The organism is Mucilaginibacter psychrotolerans (genome assembly GCF_004519315.1).
Taxonomy (GTDB): domain Bacteria; phylum Bacteroidota; class Bacteroidia; order Sphingobacteriales; family Sphingobacteriaceae; genus Mucilaginibacter; species Mucilaginibacter psychrotolerans.
In genome coordinates, this window is the sequence record NZ_SOZE01000050.1 from 1 (window position 1) to 21,523 (window position 21,523).

At 43.4% G+C, this 21,523-nt stretch carries 23 protein-coding genes; 12 read left to right on the forward strand and 11 right to left on the reverse strand.

Annotated features, from left to right (window positions below):
- Positions 1-580: 580 nt before the first annotated feature.
- From E2R66_RS26615 to prmA, 6 genes are all read left to right on the forward strand, one after another.
- Entirely contained in the window at positions 581-1,963 is a 1,383-nt protein-coding gene (locus E2R66_RS26615) for a right-handed parallel beta-helix repeat-containing protein (RefSeq protein ID WP_133236706.1), read from the forward strand.
- Between the two features lie 230 nt (positions 1,964-2,193).
- Entirely contained in the window at positions 2,194-3,564 is a 1,371-nt protein-coding gene (locus tag E2R66_RS26620; protein ID WP_158288516.1) for a right-handed parallel beta-helix repeat-containing protein, read from the forward strand.
- Positions 3,565-3,687: 123 nt separating this feature from the next.
- Positions 3,688-3,936: a type B 50S ribosomal protein L31 gene (locus tag E2R66_RS26625; RefSeq protein ID WP_133236702.1), complete on the forward strand. Its 249-nt coding sequence runs from the start codon at positions 3,688-3,690 to the stop codon at positions 3,934-3,936.
- A gap of 65 nt (positions 3,937-4,001) precedes the next feature.
- Positions 4,002-5,186, forward strand: a complete 1,185-nt coding sequence (locus tag E2R66_RS26630; protein ID WP_133236700.1) for a GlmU family protein — start codon at positions 4,002-4,004, stop codon at positions 5,184-5,186.
- A 151-nt stretch (positions 5,187-5,337) separates the two neighbouring features.
- On the forward strand, positions 5,338-6,102 hold the full coding sequence (gene tpiA / locus E2R66_RS26635) for a triose-phosphate isomerase (protein WP_133236698.1): 765 nt from the start codon (positions 5,338-5,340) through the stop codon (positions 6,100-6,102).
- A gap of 97 nt (positions 6,103-6,199) precedes the next feature.
- On the forward strand, positions 6,200-7,036 hold the full coding sequence (gene prmA / locus E2R66_RS26640; protein WP_133236696.1) for a 50S ribosomal protein L11 methyltransferase: 837 nt from the start codon (positions 6,200-6,202) through the stop codon (positions 7,034-7,036).
- Between the two features lie 118 nt (positions 7,037-7,154).
- On the opposite strand, the gene E2R66_RS26645 is transcribed toward prmA, so the two are convergent.
- Complete coding sequence (locus E2R66_RS26645; RefSeq protein ID WP_133236694.1) at positions 7,155-7,793, reverse strand: NAD(P)-dependent oxidoreductase; 639 nt, start codon at positions 7,791-7,793, stop codon at positions 7,155-7,157.
- A 53-nt stretch (positions 7,794-7,846) separates the two neighbouring features.
- On the reverse strand, positions 7,847-8,254 hold the full coding sequence (locus tag E2R66_RS26650; RefSeq protein WP_133236692.1) for an Rrf2 family transcriptional regulator: 408 nt from the start codon (positions 8,252-8,254) through the stop codon (positions 7,847-7,849).
- Positions 8,255-8,434: 180 nt separating this feature from the next.
- On the opposite strand from E2R66_RS26650, the gene E2R66_RS26655 reads away from it, so the two are divergent.
- Complete coding sequence (locus E2R66_RS26655) at positions 8,435-9,289, forward strand: universal stress protein (protein WP_133236690.1); 855 nt, start codon at positions 8,435-8,437, stop codon at positions 9,287-9,289.
- A gap of 23 nt (positions 9,290-9,312) precedes the next feature.
- Here the strand turns inward: E2R66_RS26655 and E2R66_RS26660 are convergent, their stop codons facing one another.
- Both E2R66_RS26660 and E2R66_RS28595 read right to left on the reverse strand, forming a co-directional pair.
- On the reverse strand, positions 9,313-9,744 hold the full coding sequence (locus tag E2R66_RS26660; protein ID WP_133236688.1) for a hypothetical protein: 432 nt from the start codon (positions 9,742-9,744) through the stop codon (positions 9,313-9,315).
- Between the two features lie 492 nt (positions 9,745-10,236).
- Entirely contained in the window at positions 10,237-10,467 is a 231-nt protein-coding gene (locus E2R66_RS28595) for a hypothetical protein (protein WP_158288517.1), read from the reverse strand.
- Positions 10,468-10,968: 501 nt separating this feature from the next.
- Between E2R66_RS28595 and E2R66_RS26665 the strand changes: the two genes are divergently transcribed.
- Positions 10,969-11,310, forward strand: a complete 342-nt coding sequence (locus tag E2R66_RS26665; RefSeq protein ID WP_133236686.1) for a helix-turn-helix domain-containing protein — start codon at positions 10,969-10,971, stop codon at positions 11,308-11,310.
- A 34-nt stretch (positions 11,311-11,344) separates the two neighbouring features.
- Here E2R66_RS26665 and E2R66_RS26670 read toward each other — a convergent pair whose 3' ends face one another.
- The 5 genes from E2R66_RS26670 to mqnC form a co-directional block, all read right to left on the reverse strand.
- Positions 11,345-12,463 (reverse strand): GNAT family N-acetyltransferase, encoded by a 1,119-nt coding sequence (locus tag E2R66_RS26670; protein ID WP_133236684.1) that lies wholly within the window; start codon positions 12,461-12,463, stop codon positions 11,345-11,347.
- 82 nt (positions 12,464-12,545) lie between these two features.
- Positions 12,546-12,731, reverse strand: a complete 186-nt coding sequence (locus E2R66_RS26675; RefSeq protein WP_133236682.1) for a hypothetical protein — start codon at positions 12,729-12,731, stop codon at positions 12,546-12,548.
- Between the two features lie 133 nt (positions 12,732-12,864).
- Positions 12,865-13,425: an SMC-Scp complex subunit ScpB gene (gene scpB / locus E2R66_RS26680; protein WP_133236680.1), complete on the reverse strand. Its 561-nt coding sequence runs from the start codon at positions 13,423-13,425 to the stop codon at positions 12,865-12,867.
- A gap of 220 nt (positions 13,426-13,645) precedes the next feature.
- A complete protein-coding gene (locus tag E2R66_RS26685) occupies positions 13,646-13,885 on the reverse strand; it encodes a hypothetical protein (RefSeq protein ID WP_133236678.1) in 240 nt (79 codons plus the stop codon).
- Between the two features lie 272 nt (positions 13,886-14,157).
- A complete protein-coding gene (gene mqnC / locus E2R66_RS26690; RefSeq protein ID WP_133236676.1) occupies positions 14,158-15,282 on the reverse strand; it encodes a cyclic dehypoxanthinyl futalosine synthase in 1,125 nt (374 codons plus the stop codon).
- A gap of 332 nt (positions 15,283-15,614) precedes the next feature.
- Here mqnC and E2R66_RS26695 point away from each other — a divergent pair, with 332 nt between their 5' ends.
- Positions 15,615-15,923 (forward strand): hypothetical protein, encoded by a 309-nt coding sequence (locus E2R66_RS26695; RefSeq protein ID WP_133236674.1) that lies wholly within the window; start codon positions 15,615-15,617, stop codon positions 15,921-15,923.
- A 225-nt stretch (positions 15,924-16,148) separates the two neighbouring features.
- On the forward strand, positions 16,149-16,652 hold the full coding sequence (locus tag E2R66_RS26700) for a hypothetical protein (protein WP_133236672.1): 504 nt from the start codon (positions 16,149-16,151) through the stop codon (positions 16,650-16,652).
- On the opposite strand, the gene E2R66_RS26705 is transcribed toward E2R66_RS26700, so the two are convergent.
- Positions 16,649-18,136 carry an ATP-binding cassette domain-containing protein gene (locus tag E2R66_RS26705; protein WP_133236670.1) on the reverse strand — a complete coding sequence of 496 codons (1,488 nt, stop codon included), beginning with the start codon at positions 18,134-18,136 and terminating at the stop codon, positions 16,649-16,651. The two genes, E2R66_RS26700 and E2R66_RS26705, sit on opposite strands and share 4 nt — an antisense overlap.
- Positions 18,137-18,613: 477 nt before the next feature.
- Here E2R66_RS26705 and E2R66_RS26710 point away from each other — a divergent pair, with 477 nt between their 5' ends.
- Positions 18,614-18,781, forward strand: a complete 168-nt coding sequence (locus E2R66_RS26710; protein WP_133236668.1) for a phosphatidate cytidylyltransferase — start codon at positions 18,614-18,616, stop codon at positions 18,779-18,781.
- A 442-nt stretch (positions 18,782-19,223) separates the two neighbouring features.
- Here the strand turns inward: E2R66_RS26710 and E2R66_RS26715 are convergent, their stop codons facing one another.
- Complete coding sequence (locus E2R66_RS26715; protein WP_133236666.1) at positions 19,224-20,783, reverse strand: glycosyl hydrolase; 1,560 nt, start codon at positions 20,781-20,783, stop codon at positions 19,224-19,226.
- A 305-nt stretch (positions 20,784-21,088) separates the two neighbouring features.
- Between E2R66_RS26715 and E2R66_RS26720 the strand changes: the two genes are divergently transcribed.
- Entirely contained in the window at positions 21,089-21,472 is a 384-nt protein-coding gene (locus E2R66_RS26720) for an HTH domain-containing protein (protein ID WP_133236664.1), read from the forward strand.
- Positions 21,473-21,523 lie beyond the last annotated feature (51 nt).

Consider the following 21,523-nt stretch of genomic DNA (forward strand, 5'->3'; position numbering starts at 1 on the left):
GCGCCTGCTTCCGCTTCATCCCGCAAGGCAAATGTAAAGCGTATTCAGGATTAATCTATATTTGTAAATAACCGTTAGGACTAAAGTAAAAAAGTGTAAACTTTTTTCAGGACGAGACAGATTGCCATGACAAACTAATCATGTAATCAGGAAAATCATTTGTCGGAACCCTGACAGTATTTAAAGATTGTCATGTTAGAAGAATCAGGTAATCCAATAATCAGGAAAATCAAGGTTCAGACAATCAACGAAATTATTTAATCATTAAAATCAACGGTTCAGAAAAAAGCAATAGCGATAGTAGCGGATACCGGCCATTGTGGCTAAGGCCTGTGCAGTATGAGCGTATAGCGCGGCCCGCAGGGATTGCCATAATTTATCATATCAGGCACAATTACCAACCCCAAAATCTTCGCGCTTAAGCGCCTTTGCGCCAAATAAATCTCCCAACAAATTCCTTTCAGATAACAATCTCAAAAAAACAGCGTATATTACACGATTTGCATAAACTGAACACCACCATAATACCTATTTTTGTAACTTGGTGGTTCAATTTGCTTGCAGCCCGCTGTAAATATCAATGAAACTTAAAAAACACCTGATGCGCGCAATAGCGGTTGTGTTAGTACTATCATCATTGATGATGTGTGCGAAAAAGAGTGATAAGAAAGAAACAGGAAGCTCAACGCCCGACACGATTGACCAGATACTGGGTAAGCCCGACGAGACTGGCATCGCCTGTACCTACACTGTTAAGCCTTCGGAATGGTTTGTGGATGGTACCACTATACCCGCAGGTTCTACCATCTGCATACCGGCCGGCACAAGAGGTGCGCTGTTGCTTAAGAATTTTAAAGGCACAGCCGCAAAGCCGATTATAATTATCAACAAGGGCGGCAAAGTTACTTTTACCGAACCAGCCACCGCTTCATACGCCTTTAAAACCCAGAACTGCCAATATTTTAAGATAATGGGCAATGGTGATGCTACTACTGAATATGGATTTGTGGTAAACGGTGGCAATATCGGCATGACGATGGACGACCTCAGTTCGGATTTCGAGATTGCCCACGTAGAGGTACGTAACCCTGCCTTCGCCGGCATCATGGCCAAAACCGACCCAAGTTGTGATGTAGCCACCCAGCGCGGCCATTTTACCATGAGCAATGTTAGCATACACGATAATTACGTACACAAAACAGGCGGCGAAGGTTTTTATATAGGTAATTCATTTTATGCCGATGGCGTTTCGGTGGCTTGCGGCACCGTTTTGCCGCACGATGTTACTAACTTAAAAGTGTACAATAACCGGGCAGACTCTACCGGCTGCGAGGGCATACAGGTAGGAGCGGCCATCTCCGGTGCGGAAATTTATAATAACACCGTTACCAACCCGGGCCTCACACCCTTTGCCAGCGGCCAAAACAACGGCATACAAATAGGGGAGGGCAGCGGCGGCAAATGTTATAACAACCTTATCAAAAATGCGCCGGGCAATGGCATCATCGTATTGGGCCTTGGCGATAATTTGGTATACAATAATATTATCCTTAATGCCGGAGGCCACGGCATCTTCGCCGATTCGCGATACACGCCGGGGCCGCAGTTTCAGTTCATTAACAATACCATCGTGTCGCCGGGGCAAAATGGCATCAGGCTGAATTCGGAGGTCATCCATATGAATATCGTTATCAATAATGTTATCATCATCCGCAGCGGCGGGGTTGCCATATCGCGCAATAATAGCTCGGTTAAGCTCACTTCGCTCAACAACTATATTAATACAGATGTGACTGCCTGCAAATTCGTAAACTATGGCACGGGCGATTTCCATTTGCAATCTTCCTCGCCATTAATAAATGCCGGGGCAGATGCGACGGCATATGGAGTAAGCGCAGATTATTACGGTACCCTGAGGCCGGCCGGAGGCACCTTTGATATAGGCGCAACCGAGCAACAGTAAATTGCACTATACTTATGTTTAAATATTAATTCTGGTAATCTTTCTATTAACCTTAGCGATTGGTTTGTTAATTCCGTCATGCTATTTTTTTAATTTGACAACTGTTAGAAGTAACTATTATGGGCACACTTTCGTACAAGTGATAGCATTTGCAGATAACCAGTAAAGCAATTTAGCGGCGCGCGGTCATCAGCATTATTTGTAGGTAGCGTGATTAGTTTACGATGGAAATGAAAAATTACTTAATGCGCCTTGGGGCGATTGTATTGGTTGCGTCAGCTTTTATGGGGTGCACAAAAAATGCCGATAAGATAAATGGGCTGAAGGGTGCTAATAAACTGGCCCTGGCAAATGACGGAGCGGGTGAGATAGCTAATACCAATACCTACACGGTTAAACCTAACGAATGGTTTGTAGACGGTACCAACATTATGCCGGGCACTATCATCTATATCCCGGCAGGTACAAGAGGAGCCTTGTTACTAAAAAATCTGAAAGGTACGCCCGAAAATCCTATCATTATTACCAACACGGGCGGCAAAGTAACCTTATCTACATCCACAACTGCATCATACGGGTTTAAAACACAAAATTGCCGGTATTTTAAAGTGCTCGGTACGGGAGACCCTGCGGTTAAATACGGCTTTAACGTAAACGGCGGGAATATCGGCATGACGATGGACGACCTGAGCAGCGATTTCGAGATTGCTAATGTGGAAGTACGTAACAGCGGTTTTGCCGGCATTATGGCCAAAACCGATCCGAGTTGTGATGTAGCTACCCAGCGTGGGTATTTTATTATGGATAATGTGCAAATACATGATAACTACGTACACAAAACCGGCGGTGAAGGCTTGTATATTGGTAATTCCTTTTATGCCGAAGGCAGGCAGCTTTCTTGCGGAACCGTTTTGCCACACGATGTTACTAATTTAAAGGTGTACAACAACCTTACCGACTCTACCGGTTGCGAGGGCATACAGGTAGGCAGCGCTACTCTTAATTGTGAAGTGTATAAAAATATTGTGAAAACGCCCGGGGTATCGCCGTTTGCCAGTGGGCAAAACAACGGTATACAAATAGGAGAGGGTACAGGTGGTAAATGCTACCGCAACCTTGTAAAAAATGCTCCCGGGAATGGCATTATCGTTTTAGGGCTTGGTGATAATTTGGTTTATGATAATATCATCATAAACCCTGGTGTGCACGGTATATTTGCAGATTCGCGGTTTACACCCGGGCCTTATTTTCAGTTTATTAACAATACAATTGTAAATCCTGGTATGTACGGAATCAGAATGAACTCTGAAACCATCGCTATGAATATCGTTATTAATAACCTAATTATAGTGCCTTTGGCCGCTAATGCCATCAATCGTATGGATAGCGATGTTAAGCTTACCTCATCAAATAACTACGTCGCCAAAACTATAAGTCAGGTGAAATTCCTGAATTTCTATGGAGATAATTTTAATTTATCGTCCCGGTCGCCGATACTTGATAAAGGGATAAACGTTTTATCGTATGGTATATCTGTAGATTATTACGGTCGCATACGCCCTTCCACCGGGCCGATAGATCCTGGTGCTTCAGAGTATTGATTTGCGGTAGGAATCAGCTAATCAATACTCTGAATACCGTATTGAAAATTTTTTACATCGAGCTTTAGTGTTTTAATAAATATTACTATATTTGCACCTCTTTTATAAGAAGTATTAATAGCAATGAAAAAAGATCTGCATCCATCAAACTATAGGTTAGTTGTTTTCAAAGACATGTCTAACGACTACTCTTTCATAACCAAATCATGCATCGATAGCCGCGAAACCGTAAAATGGGAAGATGGCAATGAGTATCCGCTGATTAAATTAGAAATTTCCCACACTTCGCACCCGTTCTATACAGGTAAGATGAAGTTGGTTGACACTGCCGGACGTATAGACAAGTTCCGCAGCCGTTACAATAAAAAATAAGTGTTTTTTAAATAAAATATTTACAAGTTCCCCGCATAGCGGGGGACTTTTTTTATTTTTGGCCCATGGCAATCATTCTTTTCGACGATAAGGCCCGCAATACATTGCTGCCCTTAACATTCACCCGCCCGGTTGCCGATCTGCGCATAGGTATCCTTACCATTGCCGAAAAATGGGGCAAATACCTTCAGCTGGATTATTCTTTCCATACGGAAAAATACCTGCAAGGGAAGTTCCCGATGGTTGCTGATAGCGATAATTTGTTCATCAACGGCTCGGTTTGCCCGGATGCTGAATTGGTGGCGATCATAAGCGAATTACAGACGGGGGAGGCCATTGCGCTTGATGATGTCTTGCTTGCCGTACGCCTTAAGATGGCCGAAGCCAAAAGCTTTTTGCCGGAGGTTTATTTGCCAGGTGCATTGAAATACGACAGAGAGGTAACCCGGATTGTGTACCCCGAGCATATATTCAAAAAGAATGATGACGAGCTAAGGAAAGACTTTGCACTGCTTACCGATGGCCGAAGCAGTGCCACCCTCAGCAGTACCAATACGATTATCGGTGATGCTTTTTTTGCCGAGGAAGGCGCATCTGCTGAATGCTGCACATTTAGCACCCTTAACGGGCCAATTTATTTATCGGCCAATACCGAAATTTGGGAAGGTACTAACATTCGCGGGCCTTTTGCTATATGCGAACATTCGCAGTTGAAGATGGGCACTAAAATATATGGCGCAACCACAATTGGCCCCTATTGCCGTATAGGCGGAGAGGTAAATAACGCCGTGGTATGGGGCTATTCCAACAAGGGTCACGAAGGTTATCTGGGCAACGCCGTAATAGGCGAGTGGTGCAACCTGGGGGCCGATACCAATAACTCCAATCTCAAGAATAACTATTCCGAAGTAAAGCTTTGGGATTATACCAGCCAAAGTTATCGTGATACCGGCCTGCAGTTTTGCGGCCTCATTATGGCCGATCACGCCAAAAGCGGTATCAACACCATGTTCAATACAGGTACCATAGTGGGTGTTAACGCCAACGTTTTCGACGCAGGCTATCCACCAAAACACATACCCGATTTTAGCTGGGGGGGCGCAAATGGCTTTGAGGAATACGCTTACGATAAAATGATGGAAACCACGGCACGTGTATTTGCCCGCCGGGAACACCGTAGCTTCGACGAGATTGAGCAAGCTATATTAACCGAGGTTTTTGAGTTGACGAAGCCTTACAGGGAATTTTAAAGAGTCCATAGTCGATGGACGATAGTCCATGGATTTTGGAAAATAAAATTATAAATAACACTGAATGGACTATGATCCATTGACTATTTAAACTAAACATTAAACAATACTATGGACAATTGACTATGGTCCATGGACTAAACAAACAACAATGAGAAATAAAATCGTAGCCGGAAACTGGAAAATGAACCTTGATTACAGCGAAGGCCTGGCCTTGTTTTCGGAAGTGGTAAACATGGTTAAGGATGAGGCAACCGGCAACCAGCAAGTGGTGGTATGCAGCCCCTTTATTCATTTACACAGCCTGGCAGCTTTGGCAAACGGCTATACTAACGTTGCCATTGGCGCGCAGAACGCTCACCAGGCAGATGCTGGCGCTTACACCGGCGAAATATCTGCAAAGCAGGTGAAATCTACTGGTGCAGAATACGTTATCCTGGGCCACTCAGAGCGTCGTCAGTATTTTGGTGAGAGCAACGAATTGCTTGCTAAAAAAACTGATTCAGCACTGAAGAACGGTTTAATACCCATCTTCTGCATCGGCGAAACCTTGGCCGAACGCGAAGCAAACACCCATTTCGATATCATCAAAAACCAACTGGCCGAAGGTGTTTTCCATTTAGATGCGCAAGCATTCGGTACCATTGTTTTAGCTTACGAACCGGTTTGGGCTATAGGCACAGGCGTAACTGCAACTTCTGCCCAGGCACAGGAGATACATGCATTTATCCGCGCAGAGCTTGCGGCTAAATACAGCCAGGAAGTGGCCGATGTTACGACCATATTATACGGCGGGAGCTGCAACGCAAAAAACGCAGCCGAACTGTTTGCCCAGGCAGATATTGACGGCGGCCTTATTGGCGGCGCCTCGCTAAAATCGCGCGACTTTACCGATATCGTAAAAGCGTTTAATTAATTGTTAGAGGCTGGAGGTTAGTTAAAACATGGATTAGCGTTTTCTGCTAATCCATGTTTTAACTAACCTCTAATCTTCAGTCTCTGATCTCTATCCCATGGACTACTACGAACTCCTTTTTACCACCATTACTACCGAAGATTACCAGCAGGATTTACTGATTGGCGCACTGGGCGAGATAGGTTTCGATACTTTTGAGGAGGTTGACCTTGGCTTTAAAGCCTTTATCCCGGTTGGTGATTTTAATCAGGAAATGCTTGATAATCAGTTAGCTGATTATCGGGAAATGTTTACTTTCAGCTATGATATTACCCTCATTCCGCAGAAAAACTGGAACGAGGTTTGGGAAAGCAACTTCGAACCGATAGAAGTTAGCGGGCAGGTGTTCGTGAGGGCAACGTTCCATCAGCCAAAGCCCGAGTTTCCCTATGAAATCGTTATCGACCCTAAGATGGCCTTCGGAACCGGCCACCACCAAACCACCGCCATGATGATGCAGCTGATGCTGGAGAACGATTTCGCAGGAAAAAAGGTGTTGGACATGGGCTGCGGTACCGGTATTTTAGCAATCTTGGCGGCAAAGTTAGGGGTGGCGAAAATCGCTGCAATTGACTATGATATAGTATGTTATGAAAGTACTATCGAGAATTCGGCATTGAATAATATCGATAATATCACCGCCTTATGCGGCTCCAAAGAGGCTATCCCTGATGAGCAATATGATACCATACTGGCCAATATTAACCGCAATATTCTGCTCGATCAGATGGAGACTTACGCCCGTGCATTGAAGCCAGGTGGCGAGATATACTTCAGCGGTTTTTACGAAACGCCCGATCTGGATATTATCACCGATGAGGCCCGCAAGTACAACCTCAAATACATCACCCATAAAAAAGACAAAGACTGGGTAGCTGCAAAATTTATTTTATAGGATTACACCGATTGTAGGAAAATGATTACACCGATTTTTTGCTCGGTGTAATCATCCTCAAATCAGTGTAATTACCAAAGAAAATCAGGTAAAAATCGGTGCTTTTCTTTGGTTATCTTTAATAACCTAATGTAAATCTACTTTTTACGAATTGGTTGTTTTCCAATTCATCAAAAATGGCAACGGCCAGGTCGGCAACCGAAATATCGTTTTTGCCATGCTCGTCAAATACCGGGTTTTCGGTACCTAGGCGGAACTTGCCGGTACGTTCGCCGGGGTGCAGGTTAATGGCCGGACTCAGGAATGTCCAATCCAGTTCTTCTTCTTTGCGCAGAGCGGAGAGGTAATCGCGGGCTGCAGATGCGCCGGCATAATACTCTTTCGGAAACTGCGGAGAATCTACCAGTTGATGTTCGCCAATGTACAAGCTGCCTGCACCGCCAACGGTAAGGTAACGTTTTACACCTGCTTTTTTAGTAGCGGTTTGTATGCTGTCGCAACCTTTTATAAAATCGTTGTACAGGTTGGGGTTTGTCCACCCGGCGTTGAAGGTGTTTACAACTGCATCATGGCCGGATAATACCGAGGCTAATGCATCCACATCATAAACATCTGCCGATACTGCCGTTACACCTGCGGCTTTCTCTACTTTAGCACTGTCGCGCGCTATGGCAGTTACTTCATACCCGCGTGCTATTGCTTCTTTTACTACTGCGCTGCCTACAAAGCCTGTTGCGCCAACTACTGCTACTTTCATTGTTTGGTTTGTTTAATTGTAATTTAATATGTTACAGTTTCTCTTAAATTTTTTTAATCGAATTTGGCCACGAATGCCTTTAAATCGGTGTCGCCAAGCTTTTGCATCAGTGCCCTATCTATATCTATATACAAATCGCTGATGTGTTGATTTATTTGCTTGCCGATAGGGCAGGCAGGGTTGGGCTGGTTTTTGGCCTGTCCCAAAACGGCCTCGGGCTTTACGGTTTCGTATATCTGTGCAAGGGTTATCTGCGCAGCCGAGCGTGCCAGTGTGTACCCGCCGTTTTTACCGGCCTGGCTGCTTACCAGTTTGTGCTTGATCAGGTTGCTGAGTTCCTTACGTACCAATACCGCGTTTACATTGATGCTGCCCGCCATGTATTCAGACGATAGCACGCCACCTTCCGCGCTGCAAAGCAAGGTCATGATGTGTAGTGCTATAGGGAAACGTCCGTTCATTCTTTATTTGTAATAATTTTTATTACAGTACAAATGTATACATGTTTGCTAATAAATCAATACCTTTAATTCAGGCGTTACAAAAATGAAGCAGGCCTGACAATACACCTGCAACGATGCCGAAATCTGTACACTGTTTACTGTTAGCCCCGATGGTCTGGAGTTATTAATTATACCGATATGAAGACTTACCTTGTTCCTATCGACTTCTCTGAAGCCGCTTTCAACGCCGCTGATTATGCCGCTCATCTGAGCAAACAAACCGATGTAACGCACATCATTTTGATGAATGCCTACTATATTTCATCCTATGAAACGCTGCTGCCCGATCCCAATATGCTGATGCTGCGCGAGGAGGAAATAGAAGAAAACGCTGCCGACCGCCTGAAGGGTTTGAATAATTTAAAACAACGCCTGCAAAGCGAGGTGCGAGAGGGCGTTACTATAACTACCCGCCTAAACCGCTCGCATCTGCTACGCGCCGTGGTTGATACCGTAGCCAACGAGCATGCCGACCTGGTTATTTTAGGCAGCATTGGCAATAGCACCGTGCGCGAAAATAACGAGGGGATAGGCAGCCACGTTATCAAAATATCCAAGGCCTGCCCGGTGCCGGTTATTGTGGTTCAGCCCGATTATCGTTACCAGCCCATACATAAAGCCGTGGTAGCCTGCGATTTTAAACGGGTGAAAGAAAATCTACCTACAGAAGCGTTACATAAACTGCTGAGCAAATACCCTATAAAGCTGCTGGTAGTAAATGTTGACCCTAAAGGCAAACATGCTTATGCCGATGCCCAACAAATGGCCGAAGAAACCGCGCTGCATGCTATGCTGAAAGATTTAAAGCCCGAATACCATTACATTACGCAGCCCGAAGTAATACGCGGCGTACTCGATTTTGCCGCTAACCACAATGCACAGATGGTGATTGCGCTGCCGCACACCTACAGTTTCCTGCAATCGATACTTCACGATAGCATTTCCAAGCAGCTGGCTACCAGCTCATCGGTGCCGGTATTGTTGTTGAAGTAGCAGCTTGTGCAGTTTACGTACTATTAAAAATCGCTTGTAGAGATTACAGTTACGCCGCTTGGATTAGTAACATCGGCATCGTTTTCCGCAGTTATAAAGAACCTAACCGGGTCATAGTTGAGAACGGAAATAAACTTGGCGTTTCGTTCTGAAGAGAACCAGGCCTCGCTGCTCACCAGTTTTCCCAGGCTTTTAGTACCATTGTCTTTAGTTTGCACCCAAACTATGTAAAGTTTGCGCTCGGGCGTTAATCTGGATGGGGCTACTAAGTTCTCAACCTTAATCGTAACCTGTCGGTTGCCGTTGTCGTCTTTCCCTATTTTTACAGTGCCTACTGCCGAAGGCACAACCACCGACTTTTGGAACGTGATTGATTTTGAACAAGACGACAATAAGGTAACTACCCCCAAAATTAATGTAGTACTGAGAATAACGTTAAGTTTTAATTTTTTCATAAAAATGATTAGCTGTTGTTTACCAATGGGCGTATGTGATTTAATCTATAGTTTCACAAATTAAATATTACAAAAAGGGGGCCAAATATAGAAGTAGCAAATAGTTTGTGGCGATAGTGGGAATATTGAAGAAAAAAGGGACAAAACAGAAGCTTTTTAAGTATCGACCCATAGGCACCGACTGTGTTCATGCATAGATCAAATTACATCCACAAACATCCAATGCAAGATGAATAGCGTTCGGCTGAGTTTCCAGAAAACTATAAGATCTCGATTGCTAATTTCAGGAAAACTTTTGCTGTCGCGGGGGGGGTAGCTTTTTTCCGCCGTTGTTGGTGTTGTCACCAACAACTTTTTGCCGTTGGCGGGGGGCATCACCAATTATTTCTAAGAACTTGGTGTTTGTTGGTGACAACATCAACAAAGGCGCAACAAGGGCACCAACTGCTCGTGCCTAATTACTCGCAAAACACAGGTTAGGTAATTTTTTAATTACCCGCGTTCGCGGTAGGGATAGTAAGGGTTTGGGCGCAGGAAACGGGTTTGGGCGCAGGAAACGGGCCTGCCTGCCGGTAGGCTGGGCCGGAGCGCAGCGCAGCCCTGCATAGCCCGGCCGGTAGGCAGGGCCGCAGGCACCGCCCAAAAGCGCATTTGCTCTTTTACCATAGACACCAATAAAGGCGGAATAATAGCCCATGAATCAACAGGGCCGACTATCAACATACGTTCTGATGGAAAGTCGTCGGATTATTGCGTTTTTCTACCAACCAGGCATCCCTATGGGATGAAGAAAGCAAATTCGTTCCATGGGAACATCTGGTTGGTAGAATGAAAGATGCCGGTTTTACGTTCCGTCGGAACGTCTGGTGATTCTGGCTAATGATGGGCTATTATCCAACAAAGAATGCATCCCGGCACCAGTTCCTCAGTGCCGGTATTGTTGTTAAAGTAAATTCATTGTAGTATGTGTTACAATTTTGCCTTGCCGATTTGAAAAAGTGCATAGAATTGCATACATTTAACAGCTTAAACGATGGTTTTATAGTTGCGGGCCATGTATGAAAACACACCGTGCTCGTTAATTGTAAAAAGCGTGTTGCAGCCCCCAATTAATTTGAACGAGTTAACAAATATTTATTATAAATAATATTAGTAATTAGTTTATTATTCAAATGTTTCGTAACTTTATTAACTATTGAGAAACCCTATCCTAATTAACCCTATATGAAGACTCTTGGAAAAAAAATCCGGTTGTTGCGCCACCAAAAAGGCTGGAGCCAGGAAGAAGTAGCTAAGCGATTAGATATTTCTATCCCCGCATTCTCTAAAATTGAAACCGGAATTACCGATATCAACCTATCCCGTTTGGAGCAGATTGCTGCTTTGTTCGAGATGTCGGTAGTAACTTTGCTTACTTATAACGAAACTGAGCACGACCAGAAAATTGCATCAGAACTGGAGAGCGTAAACAAAAAACTGATGGACCGCGAAACTGAGGTGATTGATCTACAGAAAAAAGTGATCGAGCTTTTTGAAGAATTAAGACACAAAAAAGTTACGGCTTAAAACATATTAAGGTCCGGAATGCTCGTTCCGGGCCTTAAAACTTGCAGCGCATTGTTAAATGCTTTTTGCCAAATGTGGCACCCACAGCCGCATGGATGGATAGCATTTTCTCATTAAAATCGCCCACCCAGGAGAGTTCCAATTCGTCGTATTGCTTTAAAGGCAGTACATACTCTTTCAGCTTGATGAACAATGCAGACTCGAGTCCGTGGTTTTGGAACTTCTGCTTGGTACCCATTACAATGGCCCGCATACGCGATACGCCCCGCCAGCGGCGATACGCAAAAATCAGTTTGCCTAACAGGTTTAGTTTGCCATTGAGCGGTTTTATCATTTGGTTGGCATCTGGCAGTATCACAATGAACGATGCCGGCTCGTTGTTTACATAGGCAAACCATATCAGCTTCTCGTCCATTATTGCTTTCATCTTGCCGAAGCTCTCGATAATTGTGGCGCGGTCTATTGGCACAAAGTTTTCAAAATCCTGCCAGCCATCGTTGTATATCTCCAAAAAATCGGCGGCGAAACTATCTATTTCTCCTGCTTTAAGGTGCGCAAAGCTGTATCCCGGTTTCCTGATCACCCAGTTGGCAATTTTGGTAAATCGTTCTGAAAAGGGCGTATGTACATCTAAATGGTTGGTTATCTGCGCGTGTTGGGTAACAAAGCCATATTCCTCAAAAAAAGCGCGGTAATAGGGCGGGTGGTAGTTCATGCCATAAGAAGGCGGCGTAAAGCCCTCTACCAGCAATCCCCAAAAGTTATCGTTCTCCCCAAAGTTGATGGGGCCGTCCATAGCCTGCATACCTTTATCCTGCAGCCAGGTTTTCACGGTATCAAATAGGAGGGTGGCAGCCCCCTTATTGTTTACGCATTCAAAAAAACCCATACCGCCGGTGGGCTGCTCGTAGTTGTAAGCTTTTTTCTCGTTAATGAACGCGGCAACACGGCCAATCAAAGTGCCGTTATCATCCCTTAATATCCAGCGCGTTGCCTGCCCATGGCTATGGAAGTTATTTTTGGAGGGATTGAAAACGGCTTCGATATCATTATCTAAAGGGCAAACCCAGTTGGGGTCGTTCTTATAAATAATGCGCGCTACATCCAGGAATGCTTTTTTATCGGCTTTGCTGTTAACTTCGGTTGTCTTCATCAGCTATAACAAACGGCCCTTTTATAAAAAAAAGCACCCAGTGGGCCACTGGGTGCTTTGCAATATGTTTTAAAAACCTGTATTAGTCGTCGTCTTCGTCATCATAAGGGTCAAAAGAATCAAATCCGCCCAGGTCGTCAAGGGGCACGTCTTCATCGAAATCATCATCGTCATCCGCTACTTTTTTGCCGGGTTTTACATCCTCATCAAGGTCATCATCTTCATCGTCGACTACTTTCTTAGTAACAGGTTTTTTTGGAGTTGCCATTTTAATAAATGTTTATTTGTTAAAACTTATTCGGTTAACCTAATTGTTTTAGTTTAAAGGTTGGGCTGTTTAGTTAGCCGTTTGTAACAGTAAAAATAATTAAAATCATTTTCAATAAAAATATCTTTTGAATTTATTCTGTAGCCTCGCCTATAGTGCTGCTGCTCTCCGTAAATTCCTTTAGCTGTGGTAGTTCGGTGATGTTGTTGATGCCAAAATAGTCCATGAAGAGGCTGCTGGTGCCATATAAGATGGGTTTCCCAACGCTTTCGGCTTTGCCGGTGATGGCAATTAACTCTTTTTCCAGCAGTTTTTGTATGGAATAATCACAGTTTACACCGCGTATCTGCTCTACATCTAACTTGGTAACGGGCTGTTTGTAGGCAATAATGGCGAGGGTTTCTAAAGCGGCCTGGCTCAGCTTCTTTTTAGAACGCTGCAGTTGCAGCAGGCTGATAACCGGGTGAAATTTCTTTTTGGTGAGGAACTGATAGCCGTTGTTAATTTTTACCACTTCGATCGCATACTGGCTTTCGCCATATTTCGCGCGGATAGCATCAATGTGTCCGTTGATCTCGTCGGCATTAAAATCGTGCTCGAACGCAGCCTGCAGGCAGTATAAAATTTCTTCCATACGGATACCCTGTTCAGATGCGAAAATGAGTGCTTCGATGTGCTGCGCGATATCTTCCATGCAATTTTTTAAGTCCGAAAGTCCGAATATTGGGAACTCCGAAAGTAAGAAAAAGTTAGGAAGGGGGGAAGCAGGGAAGTCAGAAAGTTGGGGAGTAAGAAAGTAAAAAGGGTATAATATCGAATGATGAATTTCGAATGCCGAATAACGAAGTTTTTTACAATACTTACTTTTTTTACTTCATCATTCGATTTTGGACATTCGTTGTTCGACATTCAAATCAAACCCAGTGATGTGCCTCTATTTCTTCGGCTACGATATCTAAAACCTGCGGATCAACCGCACCGCTGTCCTTACAAATTTGAAGGATGTGATTGTCGTCGGGGTTGAAGCCGGCTACAAATACACCGTTTTGGAACACATCGAATTTACAGGCGTGATGCTCGTAATGCGGATAATCGTATATCTCGAATTGGAAAGTTTCGTCGTCTTTGGTGATGTTGAGGAGGTGGCTTTTCATGTAAGGGTAACAGGAGAGGGGCGGGATTTGTTTTCTGATGCCAACTTACTCTCCCCATCGTCATTGCGAGTATCCATCAGGGGGTAACCCTGAAAAAAAAGGTTATGACGTGTAACGATGTATACTGATAATCAATAACTTAAAACCACGTCATTATATGGAACGAAGCAATCTCTACGCAAGACGAGCCACTATTCAAGTCGCTCTGCTCATCGGGAGATTGCTTCGTGCCTCGCAATGATGTTTTGGTGAAGGCCTCACACCAGCAGCGCCTAATAATTTATCACCTGCTCCTCAATCTCTACCGGTACATCGCGCCACTCGTATTTTTGGGTGCGCAGCTGCGGTTCGAAACCGGCTTCCTTGATAGAATCCTGTATCCCCTTTGCGGTAAAGCGATGCGGTGCGCCTGCGGCAGATACCACGTTTTCTTCTATCATGATAGAGCCGAAATCATTAGCACCGGCGTGCAGGCAAAGCTGTGCAACCTGCTTGCCCACCGTTAACCAGCTGGCTTGTATGTTTTTGATATTGGGCAGCATAATGCGGCTTAAAGCGATCATGCGGATGTACTCATCGCCGGTTACGTTGTTGGTGATGCCGCGCACTTTACGCAGCAGTGTACCATCATCCTGAAAAGGCCATGGGATAAAGGCCACAAAACCGTAATGGCCTTCTGGCTTTTCGGCTTGTACTTCGCGTATCCACACCAAATGCTCAAATCGCTCTTCTATCGTTTCTATATGGCCGAACATCATGGTGGCCGAACTTGGCAAATTCAACTGATGGGCTGCACGCATTACATCTAACCATTCTTTACCACCGCATTTGCCTTTGGAGATGAGGCGGCGTACGCGGTCGTTCAGTATCTCGGCTCCTGCGCCAGGCAGGGAATCCAATCCTGATTCCTTCATAGCTTTCAGCACATCGTAATGGCTCATGCCTTCCAGCTTAGCTACGTGCGCAATCTCCGGCGGCCCTAAAGAATGCAGTTTCAGCTTAGGGTAAAGCTGTTTCAGTTCGCGAAACAGATCGGTATAAAATTGAAGACCCAGATCAGGGTGGTGGCCGCCTTGCAGTAAAAGCTGGTCGCCGCCATAGCGGAAGGTCTCTTCTATTTTCTTTTTGTAGGTCTCTATATCAGTAATGTAAGCATCATCGTGGCCGGGGCGGCGGAAGAAATTACAGAACTTGCAGTTGGCAATGCAAACATTGGTGGTGTTTACGTTACGGTCTATCTGCCAGGTAACTTTGCCATGGGGCACCTGTATCTTGCGCAGCTCGTTAGCGGTGTACATCAAATCGGCGGTTGAGGCGTTGTTGTAAAGATAAACCCCTTCTTCCAGGCTCAAAAAATCGAAAGCTAAAGCGCGCTGCAACAGATCGGCTGTATTCATATACAAATATACGTGGTAGGAGGGGAAATATCTGAACCGCTGATTTTTTTGATTTAAGGATTACAGTGATTTTTGATTTGCATTGGATAAATTTGTTCAGTCTAAACCGTAATTTCATGAACAGAACGCTTATCATTTCTTCACTTGTTGTTTTTTACTCCTTCACTATACGAGCTCAAACATTGCCAAGTTGGTTTACGGATAGTTTTAAGCAACAAAAGTTAGATGTGGAATTCCGGTTGGAGGCATTTATAAAGCCCGCGTTTTTATAGGCAGACTTTGATGGCGACGGCAGTAAAGATATTGTTGCCTTGGTGATACACAAAAAGACATTGAAAAAAGGGATATTACTAATCCATCGGAATGGAAAGAAGGCATATGTTTTTGGGGCAGGCATCAAATTTGGAAAACCCGGTTTTGAAGACTACGACGACCTTAAATGGATGCACGGATGGAAGATAAACAAGGACAAATTTGTGCATGAAACCATTTTCGCCAATGGCGATATTGAAGGCTCAAAGAAAGTTCGAATACGCCATCCCGGGATTTCTATTTGGAATTGGATGGACGGCGCACCGAATACAGGCGGTACGCTTTGTTGGGATGGACATAAGTATCTGTGGATACATGAGGGGGAATAAGTAGAGGCCATTACTTCTCCATTCGCAGGAACTTGTGCTTGTAATCGAAAAAGCATAAAGGTTGTATCGGCTTAACAAAGAACTGATTTATACATAAATCTGGTTAACCTATAACCAATGAAACGAAAACCAATTGCCAGATTTTACTTCCCCGGATTAATCAGCCTGGTACTTTTGCCGTTGATGTGCTATGGTTATTTTGCGTATCAAAGCAACCTTAGCAGAATGTCGGGTATTGATATTGCTTTTGCCGATGACGATTTTTTTTCACGGGTAAAATTTAATGTAAAAAATTTCGAAGCACACAGCACAAATCTTCTAATAACGGGCGACGCAAAACAAAATAAGGTCACTTTATTTAAGTTAACGGCGTTGTGCAATGAACTTATCAAGAGGAATAATTATGATTCGGGAGTAACCATTACTTTAACAGATGAGGCCAACTATCAGGATTTTATTAATCTGATGGATATCGGGTTCAAAACTAACGTGACGTTTGCTCCTTTCAAAAATAAGGTATATTTTCTGGTGCCCAAGCCTATAAAAGAAGCTAAAACGCCATATTTTATATGCGGTAATGTATCACACGTTGATGCCCAAAGCAAGTATTTACCCATAGAACAATTTTTTAACATAAATGCTGTGAGGCTATGGCCGTCATCAATTGCATTTGTGTTAATGATGTTTTTTTCCATCCGGGACAATCGCTATATAACTGCCCACCGCTAACTGTGAACTACTTCCCCCTTATCCAGCCTTAAAACCCTATCCACACTATCGGGTATCTCGTGCTGGTAATGGGTTACGTAAATGAGGGTAACCGGGCTGATGCTGCAAATGGTATCCACAACCATTTTAAAATGGAGTTGTTGATGGTCGTCCAAACCCTGGCAGGGTTCATCGAATATTAATAGGGCGGGGTTTTTAATGAGCGCCCTTGCTAATAAGCACAAACGCTGTGCGCTGGCAGGGATGTTTTTAAGCAGCACCCGGGCGTATTGATCTATTTCCAAAGCCTTCATCCAGCTTAAGGCCAAAGCGGCCTTTGCCGGGCTGCTCGGGCGGAATAATCCCAAAGTATCGTAAAAGCCCGATTCTATCACCTGCAGGCAGGAATTATCAGTAGGAAAGTACTGGTACAGCTCGGGCGATACGAAACCTATTTTGTTTTTGATATCCCAGATGCTTTCGCCGCTGCCGCGTTTACGGTCGAACAAAACGATATCATTCGCATAGGCCTGCGGGTTATCGCCGTTGATGAGGCTAAGCAGCGTGCTTTTACCTGCGCCGTTGGCGCCCAGCAGGGCCCATCTGGCGCCCGGGGCAATGTGCCAGTCAATGTGGTTAAGGATAGTTCTATCGCCATACCGAATTACGACATCGCGCATGCGTACAATTTCGGTGTAAGTATTGGGCGGCGAATTGGTGTGGATGAGTGCAGCCAGAGCAGCGGTATCTATATTGGGTCTGTTGGGCTGCGCGGCCAGGTTTGCCAGGAACTCGGCTTTGCTTAAGCTTTGGCTGATGCTACCATCGGCCAAAACCGCAACGTTTTCAATCACATCGGGTATCTCATGTGCCGAGGTGGCCATCACCAGCGTAATGCCCGATGCGCTAACCTCCTGCAATAGCTGGTTAAAGTATTGGCGGGTTTCCACATCAAGCCCGGTAAGCGGATTATCCAACAGTAATAGTGTGGGGTTTTTAAGCAGGGCGGCAGCAATCATCAGGCGTTTAGTTTCGCCGTTAGATAGTTTGATCACCTGCTTATCGCGCAGGTGCTGCAGGTTTAGCGCCTGTATAGTTTTTTCGAACGTCCAGTATGCGGGTTGGTGCGTATTGGTTTTTATGGTGCCCAGGTATTGTTGGGCCGTAAGTGCATCTTCCGAATCGGACGAATTATAGCGTTGCTGATAATACAGGTTACTGGTGTTGGATAGATTTTTGAAATGATGGCGCGCGCCGGCAAATGCAATATAAGGGTGATGATCTACAGCCGGAACGTTGTCACCATCGGTAAATGCATAAACGATTTTTCCGCTGCTGATGCTTTGGTTGCCGGCTATTACCTGTAGTAGCACGCTTTTGCCCGAGCCACTTTTACCGGTTATGGCCCAATGCCCCCCCTGATTTACATTAAAGCTTAAACTGTTGATTACCTGTGCCGCGTTGAATTTTACGCCGACGTTGTTTAGGGATACTAGTAAATGCATATAATTTATAGCCGGCTAATTTACATGGTTTTAGGCAGCAAGCCGTAATGCCTTAGCACATAAATAGAATTAAGTGTATGGTTTGCATTAATTAATAGTTTTTTTTATTCCTTAGAACTTATATTTAACATAATTTTCATCTTTTTTTCATAAATCCTTTTTAATATCAATCTATATTCTTTAAATTAGATTTCCTATCTGAGAAAAACATCTTTACTTGAGCCGGGGCGATCTATAAGCCTAAATGAATTTTTTACGGTGCTTTGCGCCTGCTAATTTTTTTGAGATGAATTTACTGTCGATCCTCGAAACAGTTGTACCATTGTTTGCTGCGAGCTTGTTTATTGTACTGATTGCTGTACGGTTTTTACCTAAAGAAGCCGGCAATATAGATGAAAGCTAAGCTAAATACCCGCCTGCTAATTTAGGTGCGGTTCTTGTATGGTATGGTGAATAAAAAATTCATCATAACCTACCATGAAAAAATTACCACTATTATTATTCTTTGTGGCCATGTGCGCCCTCAGCAGCTGTTCCGTTATCGGCGGTATTTTTAAGGCCGGCGCAGCAGTTGGCATTATAGCCGTTATCGTAGTCATCGGCATTATCCTTTGGATCATTTCTGCATTCAGGGGGAAGCAATAACATTAGCTTTTTGTTCAAATTCTAAAATGTTGTTTATGCGATAAAACGATGTTTTTTAGCAAGTTTTATTAAAAAAGATAAAGCGTAAACGTACGCCAAAGCAACCATGGAAAAACATCAAGTAAAAACAAAAAAAATGAATTTGCTTAACTAATTAAATTAGTGTTAAGTTTGTATGTGCTAAAGAGCAGGGGTGTTCTTTAGTCAATAGATAAACTCTTCGGATTTTTCCGAAGGGTTTTTTTTGTTTGGCTATCGCAACTACTAGTTTAGTATAGACCTATAAAAAGTACTATTGACTTTACCACCCATGTAGGCACCGGGTACATACTTGGGGCCTTATTGTTTTACAAGCTTATTGTGAAATAGGTATTGTTTTAAAATAACCGAATTGCATTCGAGCTTTACGAATTCAGTTCGGTTGTCATATAATTCTTATTGCTTACTTTTCGTTTACCATTAAAACATACTGACAAAGTGCACCGGTGGCCGAATCTGAAAGATTACCGCCTAAAGAATAGGAGCCAGCTTCGTAATCCTTTTTATAGATATTCATGGTGGCAAGCTTCGGGTCGTTTACGGCCAGGTTTTCGGCTGTTTTGGTGAAAATTTGTAACCATGCTGGTAGCCTGTTGGCACGAGGGTCGTAAGCTACGTAAATAGTGGCAGGCCTGTTAAGTTTGAAGGATACCAAAGTACTTAACTTACTTAGCTTGTCATCATTCGCGGTTTTAATTAATGATGCGTTATTTAAATAGGCTGGCATTGATGTTATTTGATAAACCCTGTCGGTATAGTAAGTGCTACCCACGGTCATTTTAGCGGTTATTGGTTTAGCAGTGGTATACCCAACTACATTTGCAAGCAAATCGATTACACCGGGTGCCGCTGAGGGTTTACTTATCTCAGGGTTTGAGCCTATGACCTGTAATTTTTCAAAAGTATTGGCTACCATTTTGTTTATCCATTTAAGATAGGGTGTAACCCATTTAGCTATCCCGTAGTTTTTTTCTGCGCCGTTTTTATAGGGCTCATCAAACAACTCGTACACCAGTACCGCTTTAACGGTTGGGTTGGCTTTGCACTTTGTAATGAAACTTGTCAAGAAAGTATTTTGGTCTGATTCCAGTGTGCTTAGATTATCTGCCCTGAAATTGGTTTCTGTAATCCATATCGGCTTATCTGGAAATAATTTATTCAGCGTAAGGGTTATATCGGTAATATTTAAGGATTTTGCTCTAACAATAGCTGCCTCCATATCCGAATACCAGTGGTAGGCCAGTACATCAAATTTCACCCCATTGGTTTCGCAGAACTTGATAAAGCCCCAGTGAACCCAACCGGCCGATATCATGGTTTGTGCATCAGGGTCGTTGGCGTGTATGCCTTCGCTCATGCCTTTAAGGTAAGCAGCCGCTATACGCAATTTGCTTAAATTGTAATCTTCCGTAACACGGCCATCCTTGCCCGCTAAAAGTGTTGCCAAATCTATATCGTTCCCCATATCATAAAACTTAAATACAGATGCGTATTTGGCTGCAAAGTTTCCGCCAAGTGTTTTTCCTTTTTGGTAGGCATCCATTTCAGAATCATTGTAGCTAAGTGTCCTGGGCGTAAGCATCGGAAGCAACGTTATTTTGTTTGCTGCTGCCGCATCTAACAGCGGTTGCAAAACTTTTGGGACTGTGCATGTACCGTCACTTGTAGACAGGATGTTAATGCGGTAAATACCCATGCCCATCTTTTTGATCATATTAACCTGATCGGAAGCCGGTACATCTAAGTAGGCAACGTCGCCAAGGGGATGGCCGTTTACACCTAAAATAAAAGGAGCTGATAACGTTGACGAAAGCTGAATTGATGTGGTTTCGAGCTTTGCAGATGCCAATGATGATGGTGGGGTAGTGGTCTTTTCATGGATAAAAGAATCTTTTTTGCAGGATGCGAGTAAGCTGGCAGCACATACCAGTGCAGTTAAACTTTTAAGAGAGTTTTTAATCATTTTGGGGTGTTTGTTTGGTCAATAGATTGATCAGTTTTACGGAATGATTAACTTGAAAGTTTTTGTTTTTTTCTAATATTGACAAATAAAGTGGACAAAAGGTGTATTTATTTCACACACTTTGAGCATTAATGGATACATAATTAATTATTGTTCTTATAACGAAATTATGTATTGTAGAAAAATTGTAACCAAGTAAACATATATTTAAGTTTTAGGAAATTTAGCAAACAGGTGTACAACTTAAACGGATAAGATAGCTTAATTGGCTTTAAAATTGTCTAATGCTCGGATATATGAGTACTATGGAGAAGCACTACGGACAAATTGTTGAATATATCGTTAGGAAGAATGGCTACAGTATTACTGACCTAGCTGTAGAATTGAATGTTAACAGACGAACTATCTATAACTATTTTCAAAATAAAACGGTTAAATACGATGTTATTTATAAAATCGGTTTAATCGTTCGACACGATTTTTCAAAAGATTTTCCGGAATTATTTACGAGCGATCAGTTTGAAATAAACCAACGCTCAAGACCTGTAGTTGATTCTTTGTCAAGCGTTTCATCAGATAGTAATTATTGGCAAGATAAATATATTCAGTTACTTGAAGCTTACAACACAGCACTTACCGAAAGAATTGCCAAAAACAATCAGCCTCAATTAGCAGCAGTGAATTCTTAAAGTTATCACACTGTGGTAAATAGCTTTTTTTTATATGAGGTTAATAAGTTT

Excerpts from the sequence above, each read along its gene's own strand:
- E2R66_RS26645 (WP_133236694.1), bottom strand. The coding sequence starts at position 7,793 with ATGAAAGTAGCAGTAGTTGGCGCAACAGGCTTTGTAGGCAGCGCAGTA.
- E2R66_RS26670 (WP_133236684.1), bottom strand. The coding sequence starts at position 12,463 with ATGAAGACAACCGAAGTTAACAGCAAAGCCGATAAAAAAGCATTCCTG.
- E2R66_RS26705 (WP_133236670.1), bottom strand. The coding sequence starts at position 18,136 with ATGCATTTACTAGTATCCCTAAACAACGTCGGCGTAAAATTCAACGCG.
- E2R66_RS28595 (WP_158288517.1), bottom strand. The coding sequence starts at position 10,467 with ATGTTGATAGTCGGCCCTGTTGATTCATGGGCTATTATTCCGCCTTTA.
- E2R66_RS26720 (WP_133236664.1), top strand. The coding sequence starts at position 21,089 with ATGGAGAAGCACTACGGACAAATTGTTGAATATATCGTTAGGAAGAAT.
- E2R66_RS26710 (WP_133236668.1), top strand. The coding sequence starts at position 18,614 with ATGAAAAAATTACCACTATTATTATTCTTTGTGGCCATGTGCGCCCTC.
- tpiA (WP_133236698.1), top strand. The coding sequence starts at position 5,338 with ATGAGAAATAAAATCGTAGCCGGAAACTGGAAAATGAACCTTGATTAC.
- E2R66_RS26625 (WP_133236702.1), top strand. The coding sequence starts at position 3,688 with ATGAAAAAAGATCTGCATCCATCAAACTATAGGTTAGTTGTTTTCAAA.
- E2R66_RS26650 (WP_133236692.1), bottom strand. The coding sequence starts at position 8,254 with ATGAACGGACGTTTCCCTATAGCACTACACATCATGACCTTGCTTTGC.
- scpB (WP_133236680.1), bottom strand. The coding sequence starts at position 13,425 with ATGGAAGATATCGCGCAGCACATCGAAGCACTCATTTTCGCATCTGAA.
- E2R66_RS26715 (WP_133236666.1), bottom strand. The coding sequence starts at position 20,783 with ATGATTAAAAACTCTCTTAAAAGTTTAACTGCACTGGTATGTGCTGCC.
- E2R66_RS26620 (WP_158288516.1), top strand. The coding sequence starts at position 2,194 with ATGAAAAATTACTTAATGCGCCTTGGGGCGATTGTATTGGTTGCGTCA.
- E2R66_RS26665 (WP_133236686.1), top strand. The coding sequence starts at position 10,969 with ATGAAGACTCTTGGAAAAAAAATCCGGTTGTTGCGCCACCAAAAAGGC.
- prmA (WP_133236696.1), top strand. The coding sequence starts at position 6,200 with ATGGACTACTACGAACTCCTTTTTACCACCATTACTACCGAAGATTAC.
- E2R66_RS26655 (WP_133236690.1), top strand. The coding sequence starts at position 8,435 with ATGAAGACTTACCTTGTTCCTATCGACTTCTCTGAAGCCGCTTTCAAC.
- E2R66_RS26685 (WP_133236678.1), bottom strand. The coding sequence starts at position 13,885 with ATGAAAAGCCACCTCCTCAACATCACCAAAGACGACGAAACTTTCCAA.
- E2R66_RS26675 (WP_133236682.1), bottom strand. The coding sequence starts at position 12,731 with ATGGCAACTCCAAAAAAACCTGTTACTAAGAAAGTAGTCGACGATGAA.
- E2R66_RS26615 (WP_133236706.1), top strand. The coding sequence starts at position 581 with ATGAAACTTAAAAAACACCTGATGCGCGCAATAGCGGTTGTGTTAGTA.
- E2R66_RS26700 (WP_133236672.1), top strand. The coding sequence starts at position 16,149 with ATGTCGGGTATTGATATTGCTTTTGCCGATGACGATTTTTTTTCACGG.
- mqnC (WP_133236676.1), bottom strand. The coding sequence starts at position 15,282 with ATGAATACAGCCGATCTGTTGCAGCGCGCTTTAGCTTTCGATTTTTTG.
- E2R66_RS26660 (WP_133236688.1), bottom strand. The coding sequence starts at position 9,744 with ATGAAAAAATTAAAACTTAACGTTATTCTCAGTACTACATTAATTTTG.
- E2R66_RS26630 (WP_133236700.1), top strand. The coding sequence starts at position 4,002 with ATGGCAATCATTCTTTTCGACGATAAGGCCCGCAATACATTGCTGCCC.